Source organism: Leucobacter sp. CX169 (assembly GCF_017161405.1).
Classification (GTDB): Bacteria; Actinomycetota; Actinomycetes; order Actinomycetales; family Microbacteriaceae; genus Cx-87.
This window is the reverse complement of record NZ_CP071051.1, coordinates 2,661,663-2,688,006: the sequence shown is the minus strand read 5'-3', so window position 1 is coordinate 2,688,006 and position 26,344 is coordinate 2,661,663. Positions and strand designations below refer to the sequence as shown.

The 26,344-nt window shown below is 67.6% G+C and carries 27 protein-coding genes and 1 tRNA gene; 19 read left to right on the top strand and 9 right to left on the bottom strand.

The window, feature by feature from the left end; all coding sequences use genetic code 11:
* The first annotated feature begins 25 nt into the window (after positions 1-25).
* The 3 genes from JW030_RS12285 (at position 26) to JW030_RS12275 (ending at position 821) form a co-directional block, all read left to right on the top strand.
* On the top strand, positions 26-124 hold the full coding sequence (locus JW030_RS12285; protein ID WP_003792170.1) for a 30S ribosomal protein bS22: 99 nt from the start codon (positions 26-28) through the stop codon (positions 122-124).
* A gap of 131 nt (positions 125-255) precedes the next feature.
* Positions 256-552: a glutaredoxin family protein gene (locus JW030_RS12280; RefSeq protein WP_188045546.1), complete on the top strand. Its 297-nt coding sequence runs from the start codon at positions 256-258 to the stop codon at positions 550-552.
* Entirely contained in the window at positions 519-821 is a 303-nt protein-coding gene (locus JW030_RS12275; RefSeq protein WP_188045547.1) for a Dabb family protein, read from the top strand. Before JW030_RS12280 ends, JW030_RS12275 begins: the two co-directional genes overlap by 34 nt.
* Here JW030_RS12275 and JW030_RS12270 read toward each other — a convergent pair.
* The gene (locus JW030_RS12270; RefSeq protein ID WP_188045548.1) at positions 811-1,389 is read right to left on the bottom strand and encodes a helix-turn-helix domain-containing protein; all 579 of its coding nucleotides are present in this window, start codon (positions 1,387-1,389) and stop codon (positions 811-813) included. The two genes, JW030_RS12275 and JW030_RS12270, sit on opposite strands and share 11 nt — an antisense overlap.
* A gap of 68 nt (positions 1,390-1,457) precedes the next feature.
* On the opposite strand from JW030_RS12270, the gene JW030_RS12265 reads away from it, so the two are divergent.
* A complete protein-coding gene (locus JW030_RS12265; protein WP_188045549.1) occupies positions 1,458-3,128 on the top strand; it encodes a bifunctional NAD(P)/FAD-dependent oxidoreductase/class I SAM-dependent methyltransferase in 1,671 nt (556 codons plus the stop codon).
* Between the two features lie 82 nt (positions 3,129-3,210).
* Here the strand turns inward: JW030_RS12265 and aspS are convergent, their stop codons facing one another.
* Positions 3,211-4,554 (bottom strand): aspartate--tRNA(Asn) ligase, encoded by a 1,344-nt coding sequence (aspS, locus tag JW030_RS12260; RefSeq protein WP_188045550.1) that lies wholly within the window; start codon positions 4,552-4,554, stop codon positions 3,211-3,213.
* A 322-nt stretch (positions 4,555-4,876) separates the two neighbouring features.
* Here aspS and JW030_RS12255 point away from each other — a divergent pair, with 322 nt between their 5' ends.
* From JW030_RS12255 to JW030_RS12240, 4 genes are read left to right on the top strand one after another with little or no spacing between them, the layout of a single operon-like run.
* Positions 4,877-5,521 (top strand): histidine phosphatase family protein, encoded by a 645-nt coding sequence (locus JW030_RS12255; protein WP_188045551.1) that lies wholly within the window; start codon positions 4,877-4,879, stop codon positions 5,519-5,521.
* Entirely contained in the window at positions 5,518-6,141 is a 624-nt protein-coding gene (locus tag JW030_RS12250; RefSeq protein ID WP_188045552.1) for a TlpA disulfide reductase family protein, read from the top strand. Before JW030_RS12255 ends, JW030_RS12250 begins: the two co-directional genes overlap by 4 nt.
* 5 nt (positions 6,142-6,146) lie before the next feature.
* Complete coding sequence (locus JW030_RS12245; protein WP_370567029.1) at positions 6,147-6,911, top strand: cytochrome c biogenesis CcdA family protein; 765 nt, start codon at positions 6,147-6,149, stop codon at positions 6,909-6,911.
* The gene (locus tag JW030_RS12240) at positions 6,895-8,547 is read left to right on the top strand and encodes a cytochrome c biogenesis protein ResB (RefSeq protein ID WP_188045553.1); all 1,653 of its coding nucleotides are present in this window, start codon (positions 6,895-6,897) and stop codon (positions 8,545-8,547) included. Before JW030_RS12245 ends, JW030_RS12240 begins: the two co-directional genes overlap by 17 nt.
* A gap of 48 nt (positions 8,548-8,595) precedes the next feature.
* On the opposite strand, the gene JW030_RS12235 is transcribed toward JW030_RS12240, so the two are convergent.
* On the bottom strand, positions 8,596-9,237 hold the full coding sequence (locus JW030_RS12235) for a nucleoside triphosphate pyrophosphatase (protein WP_188045679.1): 642 nt from the start codon (positions 9,235-9,237) through the stop codon (positions 8,596-8,598).
* Between the two features lie 89 nt (positions 9,238-9,326).
* Here JW030_RS12235 and JW030_RS12230 point away from each other — a divergent pair, with 89 nt between their 5' ends.
* On the top strand, positions 9,327-10,607 hold the full coding sequence (locus tag JW030_RS12230) for a class I SAM-dependent RNA methyltransferase (RefSeq protein WP_188045554.1): 1,281 nt from the start codon (positions 9,327-9,329) through the stop codon (positions 10,605-10,607).
* A gap of 201 nt (positions 10,608-10,808) precedes the next feature.
* On the opposite strand, the gene JW030_RS12225 is transcribed toward JW030_RS12230, so the two are convergent.
* Entirely contained in the window at positions 10,809-12,494 is a 1,686-nt protein-coding gene (locus tag JW030_RS12225) for a PucR family transcriptional regulator (protein WP_188045555.1), read from the bottom strand.
* A gap of 237 nt (positions 12,495-12,731) precedes the next feature.
* Here JW030_RS12225 and JW030_RS12220 point away from each other — a divergent pair, with 237 nt between their 5' ends.
* The 3 genes from JW030_RS12220 (at position 12,732) to JW030_RS12210 (ending at position 16,298) form a co-directional block, all read left to right on the top strand.
* Positions 12,732-14,216, top strand: a complete 1,485-nt coding sequence (locus JW030_RS12220) for a CoA-acylating methylmalonate-semialdehyde dehydrogenase (RefSeq protein ID WP_188045556.1) — start codon at positions 12,732-12,734, stop codon at positions 14,214-14,216.
* 83 nt (positions 14,217-14,299) lie between these two features.
* Positions 14,300-15,697, top strand: a complete 1,398-nt coding sequence (locus JW030_RS12215) for an aspartate aminotransferase family protein (protein WP_188045557.1) — start codon at positions 14,300-14,302, stop codon at positions 15,695-15,697.
* Between the two features lie 175 nt (positions 15,698-15,872).
* On the top strand, positions 15,873-16,298 hold the full coding sequence (locus tag JW030_RS12210) for a GNAT family acetyltransferase (RefSeq protein WP_188045558.1): 426 nt from the start codon (positions 15,873-15,875) through the stop codon (positions 16,296-16,298).
* 64 nt (positions 16,299-16,362) lie between these two features.
* Here JW030_RS12210 and JW030_RS12205 read toward each other — a convergent pair whose 3' ends face one another.
* The 5 genes from JW030_RS12205 to JW030_RS12185 form a co-directional block, all read right to left on the bottom strand.
* Entirely contained in the window at positions 16,363-17,589 is a 1,227-nt protein-coding gene (locus JW030_RS12205) for a C2 family cysteine protease (protein WP_188045559.1), read from the bottom strand.
* Positions 17,586-17,915: a hypothetical protein gene (locus JW030_RS12200; protein WP_188045560.1), complete on the bottom strand. Its 330-nt coding sequence runs from the start codon at positions 17,913-17,915 to the stop codon at positions 17,586-17,588. Before JW030_RS12200 ends, JW030_RS12205 begins: the two co-directional genes overlap by 4 nt.
* Positions 17,912-18,202 carry a hypothetical protein gene (locus JW030_RS12195; RefSeq protein ID WP_188045561.1) on the bottom strand — a complete coding sequence of 97 codons (291 nt, stop codon included), beginning with the start codon at positions 18,200-18,202 and terminating at the stop codon, positions 17,912-17,914. Before JW030_RS12195 ends, JW030_RS12200 begins: the two co-directional genes overlap by 4 nt.
* Positions 18,199-18,495, bottom strand: coding sequence for a hypothetical protein (locus JW030_RS12190; protein ID WP_188045562.1), 297 nt, complete (start codon positions 18,493-18,495; stop codon positions 18,199-18,201). Before JW030_RS12190 ends, JW030_RS12195 begins: the two co-directional genes overlap by 4 nt.
* Positions 18,496-18,659: 164 nt before the next feature.
* Entirely contained in the window at positions 18,660-19,862 is a 1,203-nt protein-coding gene (locus tag JW030_RS12185) for a pyridoxal phosphate-dependent aminotransferase (RefSeq protein WP_188045563.1), read from the bottom strand.
* A 273-nt stretch (positions 19,863-20,135) separates the two neighbouring features.
* Here JW030_RS12185 and JW030_RS12180 point away from each other — a divergent pair.
* The 7 genes from JW030_RS12180 (at position 20,136) to JW030_RS12150 (ending at position 26,314) form a co-directional block, all read left to right on the top strand.
* Positions 20,136-20,211: transfer RNA gene (locus JW030_RS12180), tRNA-Trp, on the top strand.
* Between the two features lie 49 nt (positions 20,212-20,260).
* The gene (secE, locus tag JW030_RS12175) at positions 20,261-20,536 is read left to right on the top strand and encodes a preprotein translocase subunit SecE (RefSeq protein ID WP_241095458.1); all 276 of its coding nucleotides are present in this window, start codon (positions 20,261-20,263) and stop codon (positions 20,534-20,536) included.
* A 70-nt stretch (positions 20,537-20,606) separates the two neighbouring features.
* The gene (nusG, locus tag JW030_RS12170; protein ID WP_188045565.1) at positions 20,607-21,455 is read left to right on the top strand and encodes a transcription termination/antitermination protein NusG; all 849 of its coding nucleotides are present in this window, start codon (positions 20,607-20,609) and stop codon (positions 21,453-21,455) included.
* Between the two features lie 102 nt (positions 21,456-21,557).
* Positions 21,558-23,270 (top strand): long-chain-fatty-acid--CoA ligase, encoded by a 1,713-nt coding sequence (locus JW030_RS12165; RefSeq protein WP_188045680.1) that lies wholly within the window; start codon positions 21,558-21,560, stop codon positions 23,268-23,270.
* A 182-nt stretch (positions 23,271-23,452) separates the two neighbouring features.
* Entirely contained in the window at positions 23,453-23,881 is a 429-nt protein-coding gene (gene rplK / locus JW030_RS12160; RefSeq protein WP_188045566.1) for a 50S ribosomal protein L11, read from the top strand.
* Between the two features lie 19 nt (positions 23,882-23,900).
* A complete protein-coding gene (gene rplA, locus JW030_RS12155) occupies positions 23,901-24,590 on the top strand; it encodes a 50S ribosomal protein L1 (protein WP_188045567.1) in 690 nt (229 codons plus the stop codon).
* A 194-nt stretch (positions 24,591-24,784) separates the two neighbouring features.
* Entirely contained in the window at positions 24,785-26,314 is a 1,530-nt protein-coding gene (locus JW030_RS12150; RefSeq protein ID WP_188045568.1) for a DUF5684 domain-containing protein, read from the top strand.
* The last annotated feature ends 30 nt before the right edge of the window (positions 26,315-26,344 follow it).

Here is a 26,344-nt window from a genome sequence, read left to right as displayed (position 1 = left end):
GTCCCGCTGACTTTGTGAGGTAATCGTGGGTTCTGTCATTAAGAAGCGCCGCAAGCGGATGGCGAAGAAGAAGCACCGGAAGCTGCTTCGGAAGACTCGCCACCAGCGTCGCAACAAGAAGTAGACGTAGCCTCAGAGCAACGTGACGGCACGGCGCCGAATCCCCTCGGGGGCTCGGTGTCGTGCCTTTCTTGTGCCCGGCGTGCGCGCCTGAGCGGACGCGTATCCGCCTGCGCCGACGCGTAGAATACGAGGATGCGCACGGTTCAGCTGACTCTCATCGGGAAGCCCGGGTGTCACCTCTGCGACGAAGCACGCGAGGCGATCGAACTCGTGCGCGCGGCCGAGGCGGACGTCTCGACGGAGTTCGTCGAGCTCGACATTCTGCAGGACGCGGCCCTGGCGACGAAGTATGCCGAGGAGATCCCTGTCGTGCTCGTGAACGGGCGTAAGCACAGCTTCTGGCGGGTCGATCCGGCACGCCTGACCACCGCAATTCGGAAAGCGAGCACGAAGAAATGGCCTTTCGCCACATCGTCAACTGGAAACTGAGTGGCGAGAGCGTCGCCGACCGTGACGCGCAAGCGGCCGAGATCGCCGCGGCGCTCGAGCCGCTCGCGACCCTCGTGCCCAGTGTCCGTGCGCTGAGCGTGCACCGCAATGAGCTCTTTCCTGGCGACAACTGGGACCTCACGCTGATCGTCGACTTCGACGACGCCGAGGGTCTCGCGCTGTACGCGACGCACCCGGATCACGTCGCGGCAGGTGCGGTCGTGAAGTCGCACGCGGTAGGCCGCGTCGCCACCGACTTTACGGTCTAGTTTCCCGTTCGGGAGAGGGGGCGCTCCCGTGCAGATGCAAGCGCTCGCCGACGGTGTTGAAGAGGCTGATGATCTCCGCGGGCTTTGCCCCCTCGGCCCGCATAGAGTGCGGCGTCGTGGTGGCGAACTCGGCGGCCTCGCCGCGTGCGAGCACGTGCTCCCGGTCTCCGAGCACCAGGCGCAGGCGCCCCGAGAGCACGTACAGCCACTCGTGACCCTCGTGGGTTTGTAGCGGGCGTTCTGGTGCGTCAGGGTGATACGTGATCTTGAAGGCCCGCACCTCAGACTCCTCCCGCGTGAGCGGGGCGATCGTGAGCCCGTCTCTCCGGATTGCCGGGCGATGCACGCGCGGGTCGAGCGCCGGCTGATCGAGGAGGTCGTCCACGCGGATGCCGAGCTGGCGCGTCAAGGGCAGGATCAGCTCGAGGCTCGCCTGACGCTTGCCCGACTCAAGTCGGGACAGCGTGCTCACCGACATGCTCGCTCGTCCCGCGAGTTCTTCGAGCGTCCAGCCGCGCTCCTGTCTCGCGGCGCGCAGCCTTGGCCCCAGTAGATCGAGTTCGTTCATCGCGAAATCTCCTTGCTGTTTCTGCAATCTCATTTGCGAGTATCGCATATCCGGCTAAAAATGGAACCATGACTCAGCAAACATGGGATGCCATCGTGATCGGGGGCGGCGCAGCAGGGCTCAGCGCCGCGCAGACGCTCGGACGTTCGTTGCGCAAGACGCTCGTGATCGACGCGGGCGACCCGCGCAACCGATTCACGGCGCACGTGCACAACGTGCTCGGCCTGGACGGAAAGACGCCCGAGGAACTCGGCGAGATCGGGCGAGCCGAGGCCGCGCGATACGGCGTCGAGTTCCGCTCGGGGCTCGTGCAAACGGTGACCGAAACGCCTGACGGCCTGCGGGTCACGCTTGAGGGCGAGGCGAGCGAGGCGCTCGACACCCGCGCGCTCATCGTGGCGACCGGCCTGACGGATGTGCTTCCTGACATCCCTGGCCTGGCGGAGCGCTGGGGGCAGAGTGTGCTGCACTGCCCGTACTGCCACGGCTGGGAGGCGCGCGGCGGCCGAATCGGCATCGTGACGACCTCGCCGATGGGGATGCATCAGGCCAAGCTGCTGCGGCAGTGGAGCGACGACGTGACGGTGTTTAGCGCCGGGCTTGGCGAGATCGACGCGGAGACCGCGCGCGGGTTCGCGGCGCGCGGCGTGACGCTCGTGACCGACCCGGTCGTGAGGATTGAGGGAGAAGGCACGCAGGTGTCGGCGGTCGTCACCGGGCGAGGAGGCGCTTACCCCGTCGATGCGGTGTTCGTCACGAGCGCGATGCAGCCCAGGGACGAGTTCCTGGCAGACTTCGGGTTGGAACGAAACGACCTGCCGTGGGGGAACTTTCTCGTGGTCGACGCGATGGGTCAGACGAGCGACCCGCGCATCTGGGCGGCTGGCAACGTCGTGCATGGCCCGGCGGTCGTGCCCGTTGCGATGGGCGCGGGTGTCATGGCCGCGGCCGCGGCAAACTTTGCGCTCGTGGAGGAGGACTACGCCCGGGCCGTCGCCGAGGAGGCCGCTCCCGCTCCCGCTCCGGCGCAGGCGCAGGGGCACGGGCACGGGCAAGGGCACAGACACGGTGAGATCGAGCAAGACCCAGTGGCGTTCTGGGAGAACCACTACGGCGGTGCCGGGCCGGTCTGGTCGGGCAAGGTCAACGCGACTCTCGCCGCGGTCGTGGCAGAGCTCGCCCCGGGACGCTCGCTCGACCTGGGCTCAGGCGAGGGCGGCGACGCGTTGTGGCTCGCCCAGCGTGGCTGGCAGGCGACCGGCGTCGATATCTCTGCCACCGCGGTGGCGCGCGCAAACGAGGCGGCAGCGGCGGCCGGGCTCTCGGAGAATCGCGCACGCTTCGTGGTCGCTGACCTGGCGACGCTCGGTGATCGGGAGCTCGCTGAGCTCGGGCTCACCGGCATGGACCTTGTCAGCGCAAGTTTCTTTCAGTCACCCGTCGAGCTGCCCCGCGCGACCATTCTGCGAGCCGCGGCACGCCTGGTCGCGCCGGGTGGGCATCTTGTGCTCGTTTCGCACGCCGCGGCGCCGTCGTGGGTCACCTTTGAGCCTGGCGCCGAGCCGGTCTTCCCGAGCCCCGAGAGCGAGCTTCGCGACCTCGGGATCGCGCCGGGCGGCGAGCATGCGCAGGAATGGGAGACGCTGCGCGCCGAAGTTGTGCAGCGCGAGATCCTCGACCCCGAGGGGCGACCGGCGACCATCGGCGACAGCCTCGTCGTCTTGCGCCGGATCGCCTAGTAGGCGGCGCAGGGCCTCGCAACACGACGAAGGGGGCAGGATCCGTCGCGCGGATCCTGCCCCCTTTTTTCGTGCGTGCAGCCTAGGGCAGCAGGCGCGTCGGGCCGCGGAAGAGGTACGTGACCTCGCGGATCGACGTCTGGTGCAAGAGCAGCATTAGGACGCGGTTCAGGCCCATGCCGAAGCCACCGTGCGGCGGGACGCCGTAGCGGAAGAAGTCCAGGTAGAACGCGAGTTCTTCCGGGTCCATCCCCTTTTCGATGGCCTGCGCCTCGAGCACCTCGATGCGGTGTTCGCGCTGCGCGCCGGTCGAGATCTCGGTGCCGTTGAAGAGCAGGTCGTAGCTCTTCGTGAGCTCCGGGTTCTCCTCGTTGCGCATGTGGTAGAACGGGCGAATCGAGGCGTCGTAGTCGGTGAGGAAGACGAACTCGTGGCCGTACTTTTCCTTGACGTAGGCCGAGATCTGGCGCTCACCCTCGGGGTCCATGTCGGCGTCGGTGCGGGGCACCTCGTAGCCGCGGTCCTTCACGATCTCCTTGGCCTCGGCCAGGGGAATGCGAGGGAACGGGCGCTCGGGGACGGTGACCTCGACCTTGAAGTGCTTCAGGATTGCCTCGCCGTGCTTTTCCTTAACCGCGGTGAGGCCGGCAACGATGAGCTCCTCGTGGAGCGCCATGACGTCCTCGTGCGAGTCGATCCAGCTGAGCTCGGTGTCGACCGAGGTGAACTCGGTCGCGTGTCGCGAAGTGAACGAGGGGTCGGCGCGGAACGCCGGGGCGATCTCGAAGATGCCGCCGAAGCCTGCGGCCTGCGCCATCTGCTTGAAGAACTGGGGGCTCTGCGCGAGGTACGCCTTCTCGCCGAAGTACTCGACCTCGAAGAGCTCGGCGCGCGACTCGGAGGCGCTGGCCATGAGCTTGGGGGTGTGGATCTCGATGAAGTCGCGCTCGACCCAAACCTGGCGCATCGCGTGCTCGAACGTAGTCTGCACGCGGAAGATGAGCTGCTGCTCGGGGCGACGCAGATCGAGGAAGCGCCAGTCGAGGCGCTTGTCGAGGCTTGAGTCGTCGGCGATCGGGGTCTCGGGAAGCGCCGCGGCGACCACCTCGATCGTTTCGATCTGCACCTCGACGCCGCCGAGCTTGACGCGCTCGTTGTGCTGCAGTTCGCCCGTCACCGTGATGAACGTGCCGTGCGTGAGTTCGGCGATCGTGGTGGTGCGTGCCAGCAGGATGTCGGAGCGCGGATTCTCGGGATCGGCCTCGCGCAGCACGCCACCGTTGACGAGCTGCACTGCGCCGGTCTCGTCGCGCAGGACGACAAACTGGACGTAGCGCTGGTCGCGCACCTTTTCGACCCAGCCGGAAACACGGACAACGCCGTCTTCGAGGGCGGGCAGATCCTTGATCTTCACTCGTTCAGTCACCCGCACAGTCTATCGGGCGTGGCGGGGTCGCAGGATCCTGCCATTCTGCGCGGGAAGCTCCGACGAGAAGTCTCAATCTGCGGCTTCCCGGCGATTGAAGCCGCAGATTGAGACGCCTCGGTGGGGGACCAGGGACAAGGGGGTCCAGGGGACCGGGGGGCCGGGGACAAGAGGACCGGGGACCGGGGACCCGGGGACCGGGGGACCACCGACGCACGCCCACACCGGGGCCGAGCAGGCCGAAGATGGCCGGGGCGGGCGGCCGAGGGTGAAGATGGGGCCACCCCCGAACTCCCAGCCACGCCGAACGTAGAATGGGCACGTGAGCGACAAACTCCTGCACCTGGTGCGCCACGGCGAGGTCTATAACCCCGACGGCGTACTGTACGGACGACTTCCCGAGTTCCGTCTGTCCGAGCGCGGCCATGCGATGGCCGAGGCCGCCGCGCTTGAACTCGCTGGCAGCGACCGCATCGTGCGCAAGCTCGCGGCGTCTCCGCTCGAGCGCACGCAGCAGTCGGCGCGGCCCATCGCGGGCGCACTCAGCCTCGAGATCGTGACCGATGCGCGCATCATCGAGCCCACGAACGCCTTTGAGGGGCTGAAGAATTCGGGCCCTGACGCCGCGTTCAAGAACCCGAAGCACTGGCTCAAGTTCATCAACCCGTTCCGTCCGAGCTGGGGAGAGCCTTACCGCTCGATCGCCTCGCGCATGCGTGACGCGATGAACGACGCGTGGGACGCAACCGACGGCGGCGACATCGTCTTCGTCACGCACCAGGCGCCCATCTGGGTGACCCACCTCGACGTCGCGGGCAAAGCGCTCTTCCACGACCCCCGCTCGCGCCGCTGCGAGCTTTCGAGCATCACGACCTTTGAACGCCGCGGCGAACGCTGGTTCGAGGTCGACTATCGCACTCCCGCCGCCGAATTGGTCGCCGGGGCGAAGGACGTTGGGGCGGTATGACCCAGCGCAGTACCCGCAGGCGCACCCTCGCGCTCGCCGCACTCCCGCTCGCGCTCGCCGCAGCGCTGACTGGCTGCTCGGGCGGCGGCGATACGCTCGCCCAGCAGTGGGCGGACGGCAGCGACAAAGGGTTCATCGCAGGCGACGGCACCACCACCTCGATCACCCCTGAGGCGCGCACCCAGCCCGTCGAGTTCACGGGCGAGGGAGAGCAGGGCGAAACCATCGTCTCTGCCGACTATGTGGGTACTGTCACGGTGGTGAACTTCTGGTACGCCGGCTGCGCGCCGTGCCGCGCCGAGGCCCCCGACTTGGCCGAGATCGACGCCGAGTACGCCGATGACGAGGTGCGCTTTCTCGGGGTGAACACGCGTGATCAGGCCGCTCAGGCGCTGCAGTTCGCGAAGGAGTTCGAGATCGAGTACCCCTCGATCATGGACTCGGTCGGCGACCGAGCCGTGCAGCGCGCGTTCGCGGGCCAGATCCCCCTCAACGCGGTGCCCACGACGCTCGTGCTCGACCGCGAGGGCCGCGTGGCCCACCGCGTGGTCGGCCAGATCGCGTCTGCCTCACAGCTGCGCACCCTCGTGAAGGAAACCCTGGCAGAGGACGCGGCGTAGCCCCAGTGGACATTCAGCAGACGGTGGCCGACGGGCAGATGCTCGTTGCCCTCGCGGTATCGCTTGCCGCGGGCCTGATCTCCTTCCTGTCCCCGTGCGTGCTCCCGCTCGTGCCGGGGTATCTCGCGTACGTCGGCGGCGTGGCCGGATCCGGCGTACGCACCGGCGACGAGAAGGCCGACGCGCGCCGCGATCGCCGCCGGGTCGTGACTGGCGTGCTGCTGTTCATCGCCGGCTTCTCGCTGGTTTTCGTGCTGATGATGGCGCTTGCGGGCACCGTCGGCGCCTGGCTCGTGCAGTGGGAGGGCGTCATCACCCGGGTGATGGGCGCGATCGTCATCGTCATGGGCCTCGTGTTTATGGGGCTCTTTGGCGGCTTCCAACGCACGAAAAAGTTGCACGTGAAACCAAAGGTCGGCCTGATTGGCGCGCCCGCGCTCGGCATTGTCTTCGCCATCGGCTGGACGCCCTGCCTCGGCCCCACACTCGCGACCATCATGACCCTCGGCCTGCAGACGCAGTCGACCGGGCGCGCAGTCGTGCTCGGCCTTGCCTACTGCGTCGGCCTCGGCCTCCCGTTCCTCGCGGCCGCGCTCGGCTTTGGCTGGATGACCCAGGCCACCGGATTCTTCAAGCGCAATATCCGCACTGTCAACCTGATCGGCGGTGCGATGATGGTTCTCATCGGTCTGCTGATGGTGACCGGACTCTGGAGCATCATCATGTTCGAACTGCAGGCGGTGATTGGCGGCTATGTCACGCCCCTCTGATTTTTACGACGGCTCGATGCCGGCCTCGCAGAACACGGCCTACAAGGTCGAGTCGCCCGAGCTGGGCGTTCGGGGTTACCTGCGCTGGTTCTGGCGACAGCTGACGAGCATGCGGGTCGCGTTGATTCTGCTGTTGCTGCTTGCGGTCGCGGCCATCCCAGGATCCCTGCTGCCGCAGCGCAGCGCCGACCCGAACGGCGTCATTGCCTATCAAACCAATGACCCGAAGGCGTTCGCGATTCTTGACGCCTTCCCCATCCAGGCGTTCGATGTCTACGGCTCGGTGTGGTTCTCGGCGATCTACCTGCTGCTGTTCATTTCGCTCATCGGCTGCGTGCTGCCCCGCATCGCGCACCACTGGAAGGCGCTGCGCGGGGCACCGCCTAAGACGCCGGCCCGCCTCCAGCGCATGGCCGGCTTCGCCGAGACGCGCATCTCAAACCCCGAGTCGACTCCCACCGAGCGCGAAGCGTTCGCGACCCAGGCAATCGACGCCGCGGCGAAGATCCTGCGCCGCCAGCGCTATCGCGTGCAGACGCAGCACACCGAGCGCCGCGGAGTCACTGAAGTCTCGGTGTCAGCCGAACGCGGGTACCTCCGCGAGACCGGCAACTTACTCTTCCACGTCGGCCTGGTCGGCGTGCTCGTGTTCGTCGGTGTCGGCGGCGCGCTCACCTTCCACGGCCAGCGCGTGATCGTCGAGGGCGAATCGATGGTCAACGCCATCATCGACTTCGACACGGTGAACCCGGGCCGCGGCTTTGACGAGGCGAGCCTCATTCCGTTCAGCCTCCGCCTCGACGACCTCGACGTCGTGTACGTCACGCCCGACGACGGCAACCTCGACGCGCTTGGCCAGGTGCGCGACTTCACCGCGTCGGTCACCCTGATCAAGCCGGACGGCACCGAGTCGTCCGAGCAGGTCAAGGTGAATCACCCGCTCCGCGTGTATGGCTCGCAGGTGTACCTGCTCGGCAACGGCTACGCGCCGAAGCTCACGGTGCGCGATGCGGAGGGCGAGGTCGTCTTCCAAGAGGCCGTGCCGTTCATCCCGCAAGACACGAACCTCACCTCGCTCGGCGTCATCAAGGTCCCGGACGGACTGGGCACGCAGCTCGGCCTGCGCGGGTTCTTCTACCCGACAAAGGCAGACCTCGAATCGGGCGCGTTCACCTCGAACTACCCCGACCTCGAGAACCCCGTGCTCACGATCGACGCGTTCGTCGGCGACCTCGGCATCGATGGGGGCGTGCCTCAGTCGGTGTACGCGCTCGACACCAGCAAGATGGAGCAGCTCACCGGCCGCGGCACCGACGTCAAGTCGCTGCAGCTGACGCCGGGGGAGACGGTCCAGCTGCCGAACGGCCTCGGCTCGGTCACACTCGAGTCGGTGCCGCGCTACGTCTCCTTCGACGTGATGCGCAACCCGGCCCAGGTCTGGATCCTAATCTTCGCGCTGATCGCGACCTTCGGCCTGCTGACCTCACTGTTCGTGCCGCGCCGCCGCATGTGGGTGAAGGCGGTCCCGAGCGAGGACGGCGTCGTGCTCGAGTACGCTGCGCTCGCCCGCGGCGACGACCCGACGCTGGCCCGCGCCGTGGCACAGCTGCGCGACGAGCACCGCGAAAAGCTCTAGGGCGTTCGGCGGCAGGGGCGTCCAGCGGCCCCGCCGCCGGCGTCGGGGCTAGGCCCCGCGATTCCAAAGCGCCGGGTACTCGTGCCCGAGCTCCCGCACCATGCGGCGGAGCGCGGGCAGCGACAGCCCGATCACGCAGCTCGGGGCGCCCTCGATCGATTCGATGAACGCGCCCGCCAAACCGTCGATCGCGAAGCCGCCCGCGAGCTCGAGCGGCTCGCCCGTTCCGACGTACGCGCTGAGCTCAGCGTCGGTGACGTCGGCGGCGAGGCGCACCGTCGCGGTGTCGACGGCGCCCACCGCGCGCTGCGTGGTTCCGGCACGGTGGTCGATCAACCAGTGCCCTGAGTGCAGCACGCCTGATCGGCCGCGGTGATCCTGCGCCCGTGCCAGCGCCACCTCGGGCAGGTGCGGCTTGCCCAGGATCGCGTCGTCCAGCAGGAACGCCGAGTCGCCGCCGAGCACGAGCCCGTTAATCTCGTGGCCGTGGCGCGCGACGACGTCCTCTGCCTTGACCCGGCCGAGGTACTCGACCATTTCGGGCGCGCTGAGGCGGCGGCCAAGCTCCGCTTCACGGGCCTCGACCGCGGCGCGTTCGTCGACCTCGGGTGAGAAGCAAATCGGCTCGATCCCGGCGGCGCGCAGCACCGCAAGCCGGGCGGGGGAGGTGGATGCGAGGACGAGTTGCAGAGTGCCGAGTTCCATGGGCCGAGTGTATCGAGCGGGCGAGGCGCACGCCGCGCACGCCTTCTCAGCCGCGGCCTGAGAGAATAGAGCACATGACCCAGAACGCAGCGCTCGCAATCGGCGACGAGATCGAACTTGAGATCACCAACCTCGCCCACGGCGGCGTGTGCGTGGCTCGCTATGAGGGCCGCGTGGTCTTCGTGGCCGACGCAATCCCCGGGGAGCGCGTGATGGCCCGCGTCACCGAGGCCCGTAAGAAGTCGTTCGTTCGCGCGAGCGTCACGCAGGTGCTCGAGGCGTCGCCCGATCGCCGCCCCCACGTCTGGCCCGAGGCCGACGTGTCGCGTGACCCCGACGATCGCGTCGGCGGCGCCGAGTTCGGTCACATCTCGCTGAAGAAGCAGCGCGAGCTCAAGGCGTTTGTGCTGCGTGACTCGATGTCCCGCATGGCGAAGATCGACATCGACGTCGCCGTCGAGGCAGCCCCCGGCGACCGCGATAACAACGGCCTCGGCTGGCGCACGCGCGTCCGCTTGAACGTCGACCCCGAGACCGGCATCGCCGGCCCCTTCGCCGCCCGCAGCCGCCGCGTCATCAAGACGAAGACGCTGCCGCTGGCTGACCCGCGCATCGTCGCGATCGCGCCGCTCGGCGAGCACATGCCGGACGTCGATTCGGTCGACCTCATCGCCCCGAGCGCCGATGACTCGCGCATGCTCATCACCTACACGGGCTCGCGCGAGCGCGCCGGCGAGAAAGACCTCATTCGCGAGTTCGTGGGCGAGCGCGGCTTCATGGTGCGCGCCGGCGGATTCTGGCAGGTGCACCGCGAGGCGCCCGAGGTGCTGTTCACGGCGATCCGCGACGCCGTCGCCGCGCTTGCGGAGGAGGGCCGCGTCGACGCGAACGCCGCAAACATGGACCTCTACGGCGGTGCCGGCCTCTTTGCCGCGGCCATGACCGAGGCCATGGGCGCGAACTTCAAGGTCACGAGCGTCGAGTCCGATGCCAATGCGACCGACGACGCCGCCGAGAACCTGGCCGAGCTCGTGGGCGCACGCGCCATCACCGAGCGCGTCGACCGTTATCTCGGCGGCCTGCTGCGCGAGGCGAACGCCGTCTCGCGCGAACGCATCCGCAACGCCACCGTCGTGCTCGACCCGCCGCGCTCGGGTGCGGGCGGAGAGGTCTGCCGCATGCTGGCCGAGCTCGCCCCGGCGAACCTCATCTACGTGGCGTGTGACCCGGTGGCGCTCGCGCGCGATGTGGCGACGTTCTCCGAGCTGGGCTACGAGCTGCAGTCGGTGCGCGGCTTCGACCTCTTCCCGCACACGCATCACGTCGAGGCGCTCGCGGTCCTGCGCCGCAAGTAGCTCTGGCTGTTCCGCACAGCGACCCCGCACCGATGGGTGCGGGGTCGCTGTGCGTCTGGAGTTCGCGTCGGCGCCGGCCCTTGCGCCCAAGAGTAGAAATGCGCAGAATCGGGCCGAAATCGTGAAATCGGTACTACTGAGCGCAGATCTACTCAGGAGTGAAAACGACGCGACCGGGTTGCGCGCCCGGCGGAACCTGCTCTACCGCTCCTTCGCCGCGATCAAGGCGACAGTGAGCGTCGCGATCGTGGTGCCGTCGGCGAGGTCGACCCCGAGCAGGTCCTCGATCAGGGCGAGCCGCTGGTAGAACACCGAGCGTGACAGCCGTGACTGCTGAGCCGCAAGTGAACGGTTCGTCGGGTGCTCGGTGTAGGCGGCCAGCACGCGGACGAGGTCGCCCGCGCGCGTGCGGTCGTAGTCGAGCACCGGGCCGAGGGTCTCGGTGACGAACTCCTGGAGTTCGGGGGAGCCAGAGAACCCGCGGACGAGGTAGGCGAGTGGCTGCCTCGCCGCCTGCTGCACCGTCACGCGTCCGATGCGAGCGGCGGCTTCGAGCCGCCCCGCCGCCCGCACGCGTTCGAGGGAGGTGACGAGCCCGCGAACGCCGCGATCCGGAATGCCGATCGCGAGGTGCGCGCGCCAGCCCGCGGGCACGGTCGTGGGCACGAGCATCTCGAGCTCGCGGGCCAGGCGGCTGGCTAGGGGAGGGGCCGCGCCCTGATCGGCGGCAGGATCAATGCGCGGGTCGCCGAGCGGGAACGAGAGCAGGGCGAGCAAGACCTGCCCGGATCCTGCCGAGTCAGCGCCGGCGTCTGACCCCTCGACGCCGTCGTCCGCGGCGATGATGGCCCGGCCCTCGGGCGCGATCGAGCGGCGCAGCGCGGTCTCGAGCACCGCGCGCTCGAGCGAGCCGTGCGAGCCGAAGTCGCCGGTGCCGCGCAGGGTGACCCCGACGAGCGTCCGATCCTCGACCGGCAGCCCGCCCGCCGCGAGCTGCACGGCGAGCTCGGTGTCGCGACGGTACCGTCCGGCGAGCAGCCGCTCGACAAGCTGCTTCGAGCTGAAGCGCACCCACTGGTCAGCGTCGGTGTCGGCGAGGCGTCCGAGGGCGAGCGCGAATGCGCCGAGTTCGAGCACGGTGCGGCGCCCCGCGGGGTGCGCCGGCCCGGGCAGGGCGGTCAGAGCGCCCCAACGCGTGCCGCGTGCCTCGACCGGCACCTGTTCCCATCCTTCGGGCAGCAGAACGCCGCCCGCCGGCCGGGGCGCCCAGGCTGCGAGCACCTCTTCGGGATCGTCGCCGAGCGACGGGCTCGACCACGCGATGACGTCGTGCGCCGAGTTCTCGAGCACGACGGGCGCGCCGATGGCCTCGGCGAGACGCTCAATGACGTAGTCGACGGGGCTGCGGTTGAGGCCGAGCTCCGTCAGCATGGCGTGCACGGTAGCGCGCGCCTGCAACGCCTCGCTCTGCCCGGCGAGGATGAGGCGGTGCACGCGCTGCGTGATCTGCACGAAGCGCACCTCGCGCGCGAGCACAATCAGGGGGACGCCACGCTCCTCGCACGCCTCGACGAGCAGGTCGGGGGCCGCGTCGAGGTGGCGGCTAATCTCGAGCACGATGGCGGCGACGCCAGCGTCGAGCAGACCCGCAAACAGTGCGGCACGAGCGGCAGGATCCTGTGGCCAACCCGCGCCCGTCGTCAGGATCAGCTCGCCACCGTCCAGCAGCGACGCGACGCCCTCGCCGGCGGCGACGTGAGCCCAACGCACGGGGGCATCGAGGCCGGCCCCGCCCGCGATCAGCGTCGGCTCGCCCGCGGCGAACTCGGGCAGCGCGAGCACCTCGCGCACCGTGGGGAGCGGGGCGTGCTTGTCCAGATCAATCATCGCAATTCCTCTGCTGCGTGCGGCGCGTGCGGCAGGATCCAGTGGCCAGACAGTCTGTCTGTCAATCGGAGAAAGTGCCGATGCTCTGACCGGCTCCGGGGCCGGTGTTCGCTGCAATACTAGCAACATCACCGGGATTCTGACTTCGTACACTTTGCGTGCGCGAAGGCATCCGGCAGCGGGAACCTCCCGCAAGAGTCACCATCAGTGAGTACAAGAGAGGGAGTGGATCGGCACATGGCACGTATCCCCCACGTCATCGGCGGCGAAAAGATTGACGCTGCAGAGCGCATCCAGCCCGTTTACAACCCGGCAACCGGCGAGCAGCAGCACGAGCTGGGCATCGCTTCGGTTGAGACCGTCGAGCTGGCCATCGCCGCGGCACACGCTGCCCTCCCGATGTGGCGCAACACGAGCCTGACGAAGCGCGCCGACGTCTTCTTCAACCTGCGCCAGCTGCTCAAGCAGCGCACCCCCGAGCTCGCCGCAATCGTGACGAGCGAGCACGGCAAGGTCCTCTCGGACGCTGCCGGCGAGATCGCCCGTGGCCTCGAGAACGTCGAGTTCGCATCGGGTCTACTGCACCTGCTCAAGGGCGAGCGCGACGAGAACGTATCGACCGGTATCGACGTGCACTCGATCAAGCAGCCGGTGGGCGTCGTCGCGGCGATCACCCCCTTCAACTTCCCCGTCATGGTGCCCCTGTGGATGATCGCCAGCGCGATCGCCTGCGGCAACACCGTCGTGCTCAAGCCCTCCGAGCGCGATCCCTCTGCCTCGGTCTTCCTGGCGGATCTGTTCCGCGAGGCTGGCCTGCCCGACGGCGTGCTGAACGTCGTGCACGGCGACAAGGTTGCCGTTGACACGCTGCTCACGCACAAGAACGTCAAGGCGATCAGCTTCGTCGGCTCGACCCCGATCGCTCGCTACATCTACGAGACCGCTGCGGCGAACGGCAAGCGCGTCCAGGCTCTCGGCGGCGCAAAGAACCACGCGATGGTCATGCCCGACGCAGACCTCGACAACACCGCCGACAACGTTGTTTCGGCAGCCTACGGCTCGGCCGGCGAGCGCTGCATGGCGATCTCGGTTGTCGTCGCCGTTGGTGGCGTGGGCGACGAGCTCGTCTCGAAGATCGTCGAGCGCGTCGAGAAGCTCGAGATCGGTGACGGCACCGACCCGAAGTCGGAGATGGGCCCGCTCATCACCGCTGAGGCGAAGGCTCGCGTCGAGTCCTACGTCGCTGGCGCCGAGGCCGAAGGTGGCGTTGTCGTCCTCGACGGCCGCGACAAGAAGTTCGAGGGCAACGGCTTCTTCACGGGTATCTCGCTGATCGACCACGTGAAGACCGACAGCAAGGTGTACCTGGACGAGATCTTCGGCCCGGTCCTCGCGGTCGTCCGCGTTGACACCTTCGAAGAGGGCCTCGAGCTCATCAACTCCCACCAGTTCGGCAACGGCACGGGCATCTTCACCCGGGACGGTGCCGTGGCGCGCAAGTTCGAGTACGAGGTTGAGGCCGGCATGGTCGGTATCAACGTGCCGATCCCCGTTCCGGTGGGATCGTTCTCGTTCGGTGGCTGGAAGGACTCGCTGTTCGGCGACACCCACATCTACGGTCCCGAGTCGATCAACTTCTACACGCGCAGCAAGGTCGTTACGACGCGCTGGCCGAAGCCTGACCAGTCGCGCGTCGACCTGGGCTTCCCCGCTAACAACTAACTACTGAGCAACTGTGGGCTGTGCGGCATTGATGCCGCACAGCCCGCGGGTGTCTCCCCATCAACTTGAAAGGACAGCTCGATATGGCTGACTACATCGACCTTTACGGCGCCGAGCAGACCTTCGGCGACAACGACGCGCAGCGCGAGGTGCGCGAGAACGACAAGCAGTACGTCTTCCACTCGTGGTCGGCGCAGGGCACGCTCAACACGCTGCCCATCGCCAAGGGTGAGGGCGTGCGATTCTGGGACTACGACGGCACCGAGTACCTCGACTTCTCGTCTCAGCTCGTCAACCTGAACCTCGGCCACCAGCACCCCGGCCTCGTCAAGGCGATCCAGGAGCAGGCCGGTCGCCTCGCGACCATCCAGCCCGCTCTCGGCAACGACGTGCGCGGCGAGCTCGCCAAGCGCATCGTGGAGAAGTCGTTCGAGGGCGCCCGCTCGGTGTTCTTCACCAACGGCGGCGCTGACGCCGTCGAGTACGCGGTCCGCATGGCCCGCCACCACACGGGCAAGCACAAGGTGCTTGCCCGCTACCGCTCGTACCACGGCTCAACCGGCACCGCGATTACCCTCACGGGTGAGCCGCGCCGCTGGGCGAACGGCACCCTCGACTCGGGTGTCGTGCACTTCACGGGCCCCTACCCGTACCGTTCGGCCTTCTACGCGGAGACCCCGGAGCAGGAGACCGAGCGCGCGCTCGCACACCTGCGCTCCACCATCGTGCTCGAGGGTGCCAGCACCATCGCCGCGATCATCCTCGAGTCGGTCACCGGCACCAACGGCATCCTGATCCCGACCCCGGGCTACCTCGAGGGCGTCCGCGCACTGTGCGACGAGTTCGGCATCCTGCTGATCTGCGACGAGGTCATGGCCGGCTTCGGCCGCACCGGCGAGTGGTTCGCGTTCCAGGGCTTTAACGTGGCTCCCGACCTCATCACCTTCGCGAAGGGCGTCAACTCGGGCTACGTGCCCCTCGGCGGCGTCGTGATCTCCGAGGCGATCCACAACACCTTCGACCAGAAGTCGTTCCCCGGCGGACTCACCTACTCGGGCCACCCGCTGGCCTGTGCTGCGGGCGTCGCGACCTTCGACATCTTCGAAGAGGAGCAGATCCTGGAGCGCGTGCGCGACCTGGGCGAGCGCGTCGTGCGCCCCCGCCTCGAGGCGATGGCTGAGAAGCACCCGTCGATCGGCGAGGTTCGCGGCAAGGGCCTGTTCTGGGCGCTCGAGCTCGTCGTAGACCGCGAGACCCGCGAGCCGCTGGTCCCGTTCAACGCCGCGGGCGAGGCTGCTGCCCCGTTCAACCGCGTCGTCGCGGCCTGCAAGGCTGCCGGCCTCTGGCCGTTCGCTGCGGGCAACCGCCTGCAGATCGCGCCTCCGCTGATCATCTCGGAAGAGGACCTCATCACGGGCCTCGACATCATCGACGCCGCGCTCGACGTGGCCGATGCTGAGGCTGCAGCGCTCCGCAAGTAGTCGCCGCTCCCGTTTTCGGGCCCGCTCCCATTTTGGGGCGGGCCCGTTTTCGTAGGGGCAGGATCCTGGTGTCCCCAGTTCTTCCCGATTGCCGCCCGTCGAGCGGCTTGGGCGCGCGGTCGCGCGGTCGCAGACGACCGAGCTCCGGCTAGCGCACAGCTGGCAGAATGTCCCCATGCAGATTCGCCAGTTTCAGCCCGCAGACACCGACGCCGTGGTCGCTTTGTGGCACGAGGCGCAGCTCACCCGTCCCTGGAACGACCCGGCGCGCGATATTGAGCGCAAGCTCGCCGAGCAGCCGGAGCTCTTCCTCGTCGCGGAAGACATCGCTGACCGCACGCTCATCGGCTCAGTGATGGCCGGCACCGACGGGCACCGCGGCTGGCTCTACTACCTCGCAGTCGCGGGCGTTGCCCGGCGCCGGGGCGTCGCGACCGCCCTCATCGCCGAGGCCGAGCGCCTGCTCGAGGCGCGCGGCTGCCCCAAGGTGATGCTCATGGTCCGGCGCGACAACACGGAGGTCACCGCGATGTACGAAGGCCTCGGCTACGACGAGGACGAGGTGCTCGTGCTTGGCAAGCGCCTGATCTCAGACCTCTAACTCTGCACCCTCAGGCAGGATCCTGCCCGGCGCAGCGCGCACTCGGCGCACCGGGCCCACCCGGCTATTCGGTGACGTTCGTCGACGCCGCCCGCCAGAATAGTTCCGTGGCGTCGTCGGCGCTGACGCGGAACTCGCCGCCACCGTCGGCGCTGTTGCCCGGTCCCCAGGGGTTGCGCACCCAGACGCTGCCGTCGGCGTCTATGCGGGAGACGGCATATGCGTGGCCCGTCACGATCTCGACCTCGCGGGTGCTCCCGTCCGGGGCTTCGACCGTGATCTGGTGTTCCCCGCCGCGCGGCGACGACAACACAACCTGGCCGCCGTCGTTCACGACCTCGCGCAGTTCCTCGAAGTCCGAAGATGACAGACCCGAGTAATCAGAAGTACTGATCTCGTCGACGTCCTTGCCGGTGATGTACTCCATCGCCTCGGAGGGGACGCCGCCGTCTAGGAAGCTGTATCCGTACTTCTCTCGCAGCGCGGACTCGTAGAGCGCCGCAATCGACGGCTTGTCGCCGCCGAAGATCAGCCACTGCCAGTCATTCTGCCGCGCGCCGTTGTCGAAGACGTGCTCGACAAAGACCTCCTCGGGTTCACCGTTGGAGTACAGCGTGACCCAGAACCCGCCCTTGTCCGCGTCCCAGCGTACGTTCTCGCGGATGAACTCGTCACCGCCGTCCGAGCTCAGCAGCGAGACGATCGAGCTCAGCATGAAGCAGTCGCCGATGCTGCCCTGCGACACATCCTCCGCGTCGAACGCGTCGTCGTCCATGATGCTCTCGGAGACCCGTTCGTCCGGGTCGTCCTCATCGTTGAACCACCCGAACGGGTCCCACCAGGGCCGGTCTGCCCGGTCCTCGCCGCTCGCCGCCCGCAGCTCGCCCGCCGCGATTGAAGCTGCCTCCTGCAGTCGGCCGAGCGCGCCAAACGCGGCGAGGCGAGATTGCACGAGATTGAGGGCCGCCGGGATATCGAGGGGGTTGCTGCGTACTGCCCGCGCCGAACGATCGAAGTCGGCCTGCGCATGCTCGTAGCTCGATTGCGCCTCGCGCTGCGCCGCCGCATACCGGCTCAGCGTGCCGCTGGCAGCGCGGAGCGCGTCCTCGAGACGCCGTGCGGGCGCGATGGTCTTCGTTGCCGAGGTGGTGAACGCATCGGCGGCCTCGCCCATCCACACCTCGGGCCGAGCTCGCTTCGCGAGGCCCTGAGCGTCCGCCGCCGCAGAGGAAGCCCGCAGGAGGTCGTCCGCCGCCGCCATTACGGCGCCCGGGTCGCCGAATCCGCTCACCACAGTCTCCACTTCAGCTGCACGCGTGCCCCGCCACCGTCGGCATCGGGGTTCACGCCGGAGTCGTCGATGCTGATGACCTCCACGACGCACATCGGGCCTACGCGCACGCGGTCCCCGGGAACCAGCGTGGCGTCTGAGGCGCCCAGCAAGCGCACGCCCTGATCGGAAGAGGTCACGCCAAGGGTGACCCCGCACACCCGGGGTTGCGTGCCAGCCGTCACGGTCTGCGAGATGCCGACGACGCCGAAGATGATGGCGCAGATCGCCGCACCAGCGATGATGAGGGCACCGACGATGATGCCGACCCTCCGGCCACGGCTCATGCGCTTGGCTCCGCGCCCTCGTGGACCTCGATCGCGGCCGCCGCCTTGGTGCCATCGGGGCTCAAGAAAATTTCGAGCACCCGCAGCGTCCCGCCCGCGGGAAGCGGAGCGGTCTCGCCCGCCGCGAGTTCGACCGTCTTCCGGCCGTCGGGGCCGGAAATGCCGAGCCGCGCGGCGAGTCCGCCGCCAGCGTCCGTCGTGCGCAACGTCGAACCGATGAACCCGATTGAGCAGGACTTGCCGAGGCGCTGGGCGCCCTGACGGAGGAGCTCGGGGGCGGCGCTCATTCGGGCCGTCCCTCGACGCGCTGCAGCTTAGCGATGATGTCCGACTCGACCTTGCTCATATCGTCATAGGTTTCGCGGACGCCAGTCTCGAGCTTCGACCAGCGCTCCTGGAGCTCGTCCGCCTTCTGGCGCATCGCCGACTCAAACGACACCACCGCTGCGCCCAATACGGCCGGCCCGAATGCGGCACTTCCTGGCATTTGGGGCACCGCGTCAGCAATCTTGCCGGCGGCATCCCGGAGGCGCCCGCGCAACATCTGCATGTCGTCGGTGTCGATAGCGATGGTCATCATCGTCCTCCCCAAAAAGCGATGCGGTGATCCCCACGATAGCGTGCGCTCCCGACACTTCGTGCGCTCGGTATTGCGCGCAGGATCCTGCCGGGCCAGGTGCCGGGAAAACGCAAACGGCCCGCCCAGCGCAATGCGCACTGGACGGGCCGTCTGGCGAACGAGAGCTACTCGGCGAACAGTGCCTGAATGCGCTGGATCCCCTCGAGCAACGCGTCGTCGGCGAGGGCGTAGCTGAAGCGCAGGTAGCCGGACGGTCCAAAGGCCTCGCCGGGAACCGCCGCGACCTCGACCTCGGAGAGGATGAGATCGGCGAGCTCGAGCGACGTCGTCGGCGTGACACCGCGGTAGGTCTTGCCGAGCGCCGCGGTGACGTCGACGTACGCGTAGAACGCGCCCTCGGGCGTCGGGCAGTTGAAGCCCGAAACCTTGTTCAGTTCGGCCACGATCACCTTGCGGCGGCGATCGAACGCGAGACGCATCTGCTCGATCGGCTCTTGCGAGCCGTTCAGGGCCGCGATCGCCGCGCGCTGCGCGATGTTGTTGACGTTCGAGGTGAGGTGAGACTGCAGGTTCGCAGCGCCCTTGATGATGTCGGACGGGCCGATCATCCAGCCGAGGCGCCAGCCGGTCATCGCGTACGTCTTGGCGACGCCGTTGACGAGAATGGTGCGGTCGGCGATGGCGGGGACGGCCTCGACGATCGAGATGGCGCGCACGCCGTCGTAGGTCAGATTCTGGTAGATCTCGTCGGAGATGACCCAGAGGCCCTTCTCGAGTGCCCACTCGCCGATGGCGCGGGTCTCTTCGGGGGAATACACAGCGCCGGTCGGGTTGGACGGCGAGACGAACAGCAGCACCTTCGTCTTCTCGGTGCGGGCGGCCTCAAGCTGATCGACCGTGACCTTGTAGCCCTGGTCGGCGCCGGCAAAGACCTCGACCGAGACGCCACCGGCCAGCTGGATCGCCTCGGGGTAGGTGGTCCAGTAGGGGCTGGGCAGCAGCACCTCATCGCCCGGGTCGATCAGTGCCTGGAATGACTGGTAGACGGCCTGTTTGCCGCCATTGGTCACGATGATCTGGCTGGGCGAGACCTCGAGACCCGAGTCACGCAGCGTCTTCGCGGCGATCGCCTCTCGCAGCTCGGGGAGGCCCACAGCCGCGGTGTAACGGAAATTCTTGGGATCATCGAGCGCGGCACGGGCGGCGTCAACGATGTGCGCCGGGGTCGCGAAGTTCGGCTCGCCAGCGGCATAGCTGATGACGAGACGGCCTTCGGCCTGGAGTGCCTTTGCTTTGCCGTCGACCTTGAGGGTCGCGGACTCGGCAATTGCGCCGATTTTCTGGGAGAGACGAGGGAGCTGGTTCACCCCTCTAGTCTAAGCCGCTTTGTATGCCGCAACTGGGTCGGCTTGCACGAACAAGGCCTGCCTGCCGGACGGTTTGTGGGGCACGCCTGCGGCAGGCAGCGCGCCCCGGCTCCGCCTTCCGCAAAGCCGCACGGCAGAGTTGGCCCAGTTAGACATGCGGCGAATCTTCCCGTAGACTCGTCCCGGTAGTTGATTTCTACCCAGACTTTTCTGTGTCATTTTCTCCATTTCTGGGGAAGCGGCGAAGAGGGCGAGGGCAGGGTTAGCTTCTGTAGGGTGGTGGCTCAATTGGTAGAGCAGCGGTCTCCAAAACCGCAGGTTGCAGGTTCGAGTCCTGTCCGCCCTGCCACTCCCCGGTGCAGGTACGTACAACCGGGGCCTTGAAAGGACAAATGCGCGTGAGTGGCAGTGAAATCGAGGAGACCGGCAACGGGCTTGTCGAGCAGGCCAAGACCGACCGTGCCGCGAAGAAGACGTGGTTCGGTCGCGTTGTTCTGTTCATCCAGCAGGTAATTGCGGAGCTCAAGAAGGTCACGACACCGACCCGCAAGGAGCTCATCAACTACACGCTCGTTGTGCTGGCCTTCGTGGTCATCATGATGGCGCTGGTGTGGGCGCTCGACCAGCTGTTCGGCTGGCTCGTCGTGTTCGTCTTCGGGGCGCCGCAGGTCTAACCGATCGGGCGGATGACCCCGCCCATCGCCACGACCCCGATCGATTCGTACAGAGAGCAAAGAGATTCACATGACCGAAGATATGAATTCCTCCGAGGCCGACCTTGACGCGGCGCTTGACGCGCTCGTACAGTCCACCGATGCGGATGCCGTCGACGCCGATTCGGCCGAGACTGATTCGGTTGAGACTGGCGCTGATTCGGTAGGCGCCGAGGCTGAAGCAAGCGCTGAGAGCGTAGTCACCGATGCGGTCGACGCTGAGATCGCGGTCGACGAGGCGCTGGCGGGCGAAGAGCCCGTCGAGGATCCCTACGCGAAGTTCAAGCGCGAACTGCGCATGGCTCCCGGCAAGTGGTACGTCGTGCACAGCTACGCCGGCTACGAGCGCAAGGTGAAGTCGAACCTCTGGAACCGTCGCGAGACGATGGGGGCGATCGAGGATATCTACGAGATCCAGGTCCCCATGGAAGAGGTCATGGAGGTCAAGAACGGCCAGCGCAAGATGGTCACGCGAGTCCGGATCCCCGGCTACGTGCTCGTCCGCATGGAGCTGAACGAGAACTCCTGGTCAGTCGTCCGCCACACCCCCGGTGTCACTGGCTTCGTGGGCAACGCCCACAACCCCGTGCCGCTGCGCTTTAGTGAGGCCTTCGAGATGCTGAAGAGCACCGTTGAGCTCGAGCCGAACGCCGCGGGTGGCAAGGCCGGCGTTGCTGGCGATGCCAAGGCGCAGGGCCCCGCCGAGATCGACTTCGAGGTCGGCGAGACCATCACCATCAAGTCCGGCTCCTTCGAGGGCCTGCCCGGCACGATCAGCGAGATCAACCCGGCGGCTGGCAAGCTCACCGTCCTCGTCTCGCTCTTCGAGCGTGAGACCCCGGTCGAGCTCAGCTTCGACCAGGTCTCGAAGATGGTCTAGCGACACACCAACGTTTCAATGGCCCGCCCGGTTCTCCGGGCGGGCCATTGGTGTATTCCGGGGACTTCTTCCCCCGCGCGTAGACTGCCGTAGGTGGAAGGGATCACCGTGAATCCGTACGAAGCACGACCATGGCTGGCGCACTACGCGGAGGGTGTGCCGCACGACATTGCTGAGCCCACCGAGACGCTCGTCGACATGATCGACGACGCGGTCGCTCGCTTCGGCCCGAAGGTGGCCCTCGAGTTCTTCCGGAATGAGACGAGCTATCGCGAGCTTGGCGAGCAGATCGCGCGGGCGGCTGGTGGCCTCAAGCGACTCGGGGTGCGCGCGGGGGACCGGGTCGCGCTCGTGCTGCCGAACGCGCCGCAGCATGTCGTCGCCTTCTACGCGGTGCTGCGTCTCGGCGCCATTGTGGTCGAGCACAACCCCTTGTACACCGCGCGCGAGCTGCGGCACCAGTTCGAGGACCACGGCGCGACCGTCGCCATCGTCTGGGATGCGGTGGCCGACACGGTCGCGGAGATGCCGAGCGATATCCGCCCCCGCCACGTCATCGCGGTGAACCTCACCCGCGCCCTCCCGTTCGGCAAGCGGCTCGCGCTGCGCCTGCCCATCGCAAAGGCCCGCGCCGCCCGCGATGCCCTCACCCAGCGCGTGACCGCCAAGGGTGTGCTTGATTGGGATCGGGTGACGGGCGGCCGGGCGCTGTCGAAGCGTCACCCTCGCCCGAAGATCGGCGATGTCGCCCTGCTCCAGTACACGAGCGGCACGACCGGATCCCCCAAGGGCGCGATCCTGACGCACCGGAACTTGCGCGCAAACGCCATGCAGGGTCGGGCCTGGGTGCCCGGTCTGCGCGAGGGCGAAGAGGTCTTTTACGGGATCCTGCCCCTGTTCCACGCCTACGGCATGACGCTTTGCCTGACGTTCGCGATGAGCATCGGTGCGCGTCTCGTGCTGTTCCCGAAGTTCGACACGGGCCTGGTCTTCGCTGCCGCGAAGCATTCCCCGCCGACGTTCCTTCCGGCGGTGCCCCCGATCTACGATCAGCTCGCGCGTCGCGCGGGGGAGGGTGCCGCAGATGCCTTGCGCGGCATACGTTTTGCAATCTCCGGTGCGATGAGCCTGCCGACCGCCACGGTCGACCGCTGGGAGAGTGTGACCGGCGGGCTGCTCGTCGAGGGGTACGGGATGACCGAGAGCGCGCCGATCGCGCTCGGCAACCCGATGGGCCCGTCGCGGCGCCCCGGCACCGTCGGGGTCCCGTTCCCGAGCACCGACATTCGTGTGGTTGATCCGGATCAGCCCGAGATCGACCGCCCGGCCGGCGAGGAGGGCGAGCTGCTCGTCCGTGGACCGCAGGTCTTCCAGGGCTATTGGCGGCTCCCGTCTGAGACTGCCGCGACGCTGCTGCCCGGCGGGTGGTTGCGCACGGGCGACATCGTGCGAGTCTCCGACGACGGGTTTGTAACCGTGGTCGACCGGATCAAGGAACTCATCATCACCGGCGGATTCAACGTGTCGCCCTCGGAAGTCGAAGACATGCTCATGCGTCACCCGGACGTCCGCGACGCCGCGGTCGTCGGGCTGCCGCGCGCCGCCGGCGGCGAAGAAGTCGTCGCCGCGGTGCAACTGCGGGACGGTGCGACCTTCGACCCGGCGGCGCTTCGCGAGTTCTGCCGCGATGGCCTGACTGCATACAAGGTGCCGCGCCGCATCAGTGTCGTCGACGAGCTCCCGCGCTCGCTCGTCGGCAAGGTGCTGCGCCGCTCGGTCCGCGACCTGTTGCTTGCGGAGCGCGCGGGAGGCTAGTCGGATCGCCAGGATCCTGCCCTGCAGTCACCCTCGCCGAACTGTTTGCGGGGTCGCGCTAGACGGGCTATGCTTATGTAGTTTGCGGCCGGACTCGTTTCGGCGGCAACAGCACCGCGTACTGGAACCGCCAGCTATGCGGGAGAACGAACGGCCACGTTCGCTCGAGGAGAGGAATCATTATGGCAAAGTCAAAGAAGGTCACGGGTCTGATTAAGCTTCAGATCCAGGCCGGCGCTGCAAACCCCGCACCGCCCGTTGGTCCGGCTCTCGGCCAGCACGGCGTGAACATCATGGAGTTCTGCAAGGCGTACAACGCAGCAACCGAGTCGCAGCGCGGCAACGTTGTCCCCGTTGAGATCACCGTCTATGAGGATCGTTCGTTCACGTTCATCCTGAAGACCCCGCCCGCAGCTGAGCTCATCAAGAAGGCTGCCGGCGTCCAGAAGGGCTCGGGCACCCCGCACACCGTCAAGGTTGCGAAGATTACCCGCGAGCAGGTTCGTCAGATCGCAGAGCAGAAGCGCGCCGATCTGAACTCGAACGACCTGGACGCTGCAGAGAAGATCATCGCGGGCACCGCCCGTTCGATGGGCATTACGGTCGAATAGGCGAGAGGCGAAAAAGATTATGGCTCAGAAGTCAAAGGCATACCGCGCCGCCGCCGAGAAGATCGAGGCTGGCAAGTTCTACACCCCGAGCGAAGCTGTCGCTCTCGCGAAGGAGACGGGCTCAGCGAAGTTCGACTCCACCGTCGAGGTCGCTCTCAAGCTCGGCGTTGACCCCCGCAAGGCGGACCAGATGGTTCGCGGCACGGTCAGCCTCCCCCACGGCACTGGCAAGACCGCCCGCGTCATCGTCTTCGCAGTCGGCGCAGCTGCTGAGGCAGCTATCGCTGCAGGCGCTGACGAGGTCGGCGGCGACGAGCTCATCGAGAAGGTGGCCGCTGGCTACACCGCTTTCGATTCGGCTGTCGCTACCCCCGACATGATGGGCAAGGTCGGTCGCCTCGGTAAGGTACTTGGTCCCCGTGGCCTCATGCCGAACCCGAAGACCGGCACCGTTACCCCGAACGCGGCTCAGGCCGTGATCGACATCAAGGGTGGCAAGATCGAGTTCCGCGTCGACAAGCACGCCAACGTTCACTTCATCGTGGGCAAGGCGTCGTTCTCGCAGGAGCAGCTCAACGACAACATCACGGCCGCCCTCGACGAGGTCATCCGTTTGAAGCCGTCGTCCTCGAAGGGCAAGTACGTCCTCAAGGGTGCAGTTTCGACCACGTTCGGCCCGGGCATCCCGCTCGAGGTGAACAGCTTCTAGTCGCTTCTCGACTGGAAAACGACCCCCGCTCGCCACGTGCGATCGGGGGTCGTTTGTTTTCAGTTCGAGCATTGCCACGCATGCTCGTAGGATAAAGGACAGTGCGGTCGCCCGCCCGACAGGGGCGGTCGAGCGAACCCGGGGGCGACGGGACACTGAGCAAAGGTGGATGCATGTACGCAGATGAGAGCAGCATGACGATATTTCTGGTGCTGTGGGGTGTCTGGGCCATAGTCGGCCTTGGCCTCTACCTCTGGTATCTCGCTGCGCTCTCGTCGCTCTTTCCTCGCATCGGCCTCCCCGGTGGCGAGGGCTGGATCCCGGTTTGGAACGAGTCTCGGATCCTGCAGCGGGGCGGCTTCTCGCCCTGGTTCGTGTTGCTCATGTTCGTGCCCGGCGTCTCGATCGTTTTCGTCGTATTGCGGGCGTTGGCGATCCATCGAATCCACACCGAGTTCGGCAAGGGCGCGGGCCTCACCGTGCTCGCTGTGCTCATCCCGCCACTCTGGGCGACCATGCTCGGCGGACAGCTGCGCGCCGAGGGCTATGGCGCCCCCGCCTACGCGCAGGCCGCGGCCCCTGCCGCCCCCGCCGCAGTACCCGGCGGGTACCTTCCACCGCAGCCCCCCGCCTCGTCGCAGCCAGTCGAGCCGTCCCCCTGGGCCGCCCCTCCGGCGGTTCCGATGCGTGACGAGGCGCCAGCGTATGGTGCTCCCGCTCAGTACTCAGCTCCAGTCCAGCCGGACCCGGGCTACCCCGCCGCGCCCGCTCCCGCGTACGAGGCTCCGACCTATCAGCACCCCGCGGCCGTGACGCCGGATCATCAGCCGCTCCCAGACTCGCCAGCGTTTGAGACGCTCGGCTTTGATTCCCTGATGGCGCAGGCCGCGCAGTCGGCCGGTGCCCCGCCAGCGGCTCCCGAGCAGGCGCCTGGCGCCCCGGCGTTCTCCGACCCCGCGCCCGACGCCCAGTGGGGCTTCGGGCGTGAGACCGAGGAGGCATACCAGCAGCTGTCGACCCAGGAGATCCAGCCGCTGTCCCTGCCCTTCTCCGCGGAGGCTCAGCCGGTCGAGCCGTTCACCTGGCCCGGCACCGTCGCTGATATGCCCCCGGCCCCGCGGTCGGCCGAGCCGTTCGCGGTGCCCGAGAGCGCCTGGGCTGCCCCGACTCCCGTGGCCGATCCCGCGCCGACGTCCGCTCCCGAACCCGTGCAGGATCCTGCCGCCGCGCCAGTCTCGCCCGCCGCGCCAGTCTCGCCCGCCACCCCGGTGGAGCTTCCCGAGGCAGGCGTACCCGTCGCGAGCGCCCCGCCCGCTGCCGCCCCTGCCGCTCAGGCCGAGGCCGGTCTCGAGGAGGAACTCGACCACACCGTCTTTGTGAGTCGCGCGCCGCGTGAGCGCTGGGTGCTCGAGCTGCCCGACGGATCCCTGCTGCCGTTGCCGAGCAACGACGTCATCGTGGGGCGCCGCCCGAGCTCGGCCGGCGAGTCGAGCGTGCTCGTCATTCCAGACTCGACGCGCACCCTGTCGAAGTCGCACGTCCGGCTACACGTGATTGACGGCGCTTGGGTCGTGACTGACCTCGGCTCGACGAACGGACTCGCCGTGATCGACGAGACCGGAGAAGAGCTGGTCGTCGCCTCGGGAGTCTCCGAGCCCGCCACCGAAGAGATGATGTTCGGCACGCTTCGCGTTCGCCTGCGCCTCGTGGCGCTTGACGGATAAGGCGAAGGACCGGAGCGAGTTGACCCGCAT

Bases quoted from the DNA above. Each gene is read 5' to 3' on its own strand.
- JW030_RS12250 (WP_188045552.1), top strand. From the start codon at position 5,518: ATGACCCAGCGCAGTACCCGCAGGCGCACCCTCGCGCTCGCCGCACTC.
- JW030_RS12210 (WP_188045558.1), top strand. From the start codon at position 15,873: ATGCAGATTCGCCAGTTTCAGCCCGCAGACACCGACGCCGTGGTCGCT.
- JW030_RS12275 (WP_188045547.1), top strand. From the start codon at position 519: ATGGCCTTTCGCCACATCGTCAACTGGAAACTGAGTGGCGAGAGCGTC.
- JW030_RS12225 (WP_188045555.1), bottom strand. From the start codon at position 12,494: ATGATTGATCTGGACAAGCACGCCCCGCTCCCCACGGTGCGCGAGGTG.
- rplA (WP_188045567.1), top strand. From the start codon at position 23,901: ATGGCTCAGAAGTCAAAGGCATACCGCGCCGCCGCCGAGAAGATCGAG.
- JW030_RS12240 (WP_188045553.1), top strand. From the start codon at position 6,895: ATGTCACGCCCCTCTGATTTTTACGACGGCTCGATGCCGGCCTCGCAG.
- JW030_RS12220 (WP_188045556.1), top strand. From the start codon at position 12,732: ATGGCACGTATCCCCCACGTCATCGGCGGCGAAAAGATTGACGCTGCA.
- JW030_RS12215 (WP_188045557.1), top strand. From the start codon at position 14,300: ATGGCTGACTACATCGACCTTTACGGCGCCGAGCAGACCTTCGGCGAC.
- JW030_RS12190 (WP_188045562.1), bottom strand. From the start codon at position 18,495: ATGATGACCATCGCTATCGACACCGACGACATGCAGATGTTGCGCGGG.
- nusG (WP_188045565.1), top strand. From the start codon at position 20,607: ATGACCGAAGATATGAATTCCTCCGAGGCCGACCTTGACGCGGCGCTT.
- JW030_RS12270 (WP_188045548.1), bottom strand. From the start codon at position 1,389: ATGAACGAACTCGATCTACTGGGGCCAAGGCTGCGCGCCGCGAGACAG.
- JW030_RS12200 (WP_188045560.1), bottom strand. From the start codon at position 17,915: ATGAGCCGTGGCCGGAGGGTCGGCATCATCGTCGGTGCCCTCATCATC.
- JW030_RS12195 (WP_188045561.1), bottom strand. From the start codon at position 18,202: ATGAGCGCCGCCCCCGAGCTCCTCCGTCAGGGCGCCCAGCGCCTCGGC.
- JW030_RS12230 (WP_188045554.1), top strand. From the start codon at position 9,327: ATGACCCAGAACGCAGCGCTCGCAATCGGCGACGAGATCGAACTTGAG.
- JW030_RS12265 (WP_188045549.1), top strand. From the start codon at position 1,458: ATGACTCAGCAAACATGGGATGCCATCGTGATCGGGGGCGGCGCAGCA.
- JW030_RS12280 (WP_188045546.1), top strand. From the start codon at position 256: ATGCGCACGGTTCAGCTGACTCTCATCGGGAAGCCCGGGTGTCACCTC.
- JW030_RS12150 (WP_188045568.1), top strand. From the start codon at position 24,785: ATGACGATATTTCTGGTGCTGTGGGGTGTCTGGGCCATAGTCGGCCTT.
- rplK (WP_188045566.1), top strand. From the start codon at position 23,453: ATGGCAAAGTCAAAGAAGGTCACGGGTCTGATTAAGCTTCAGATCCAG.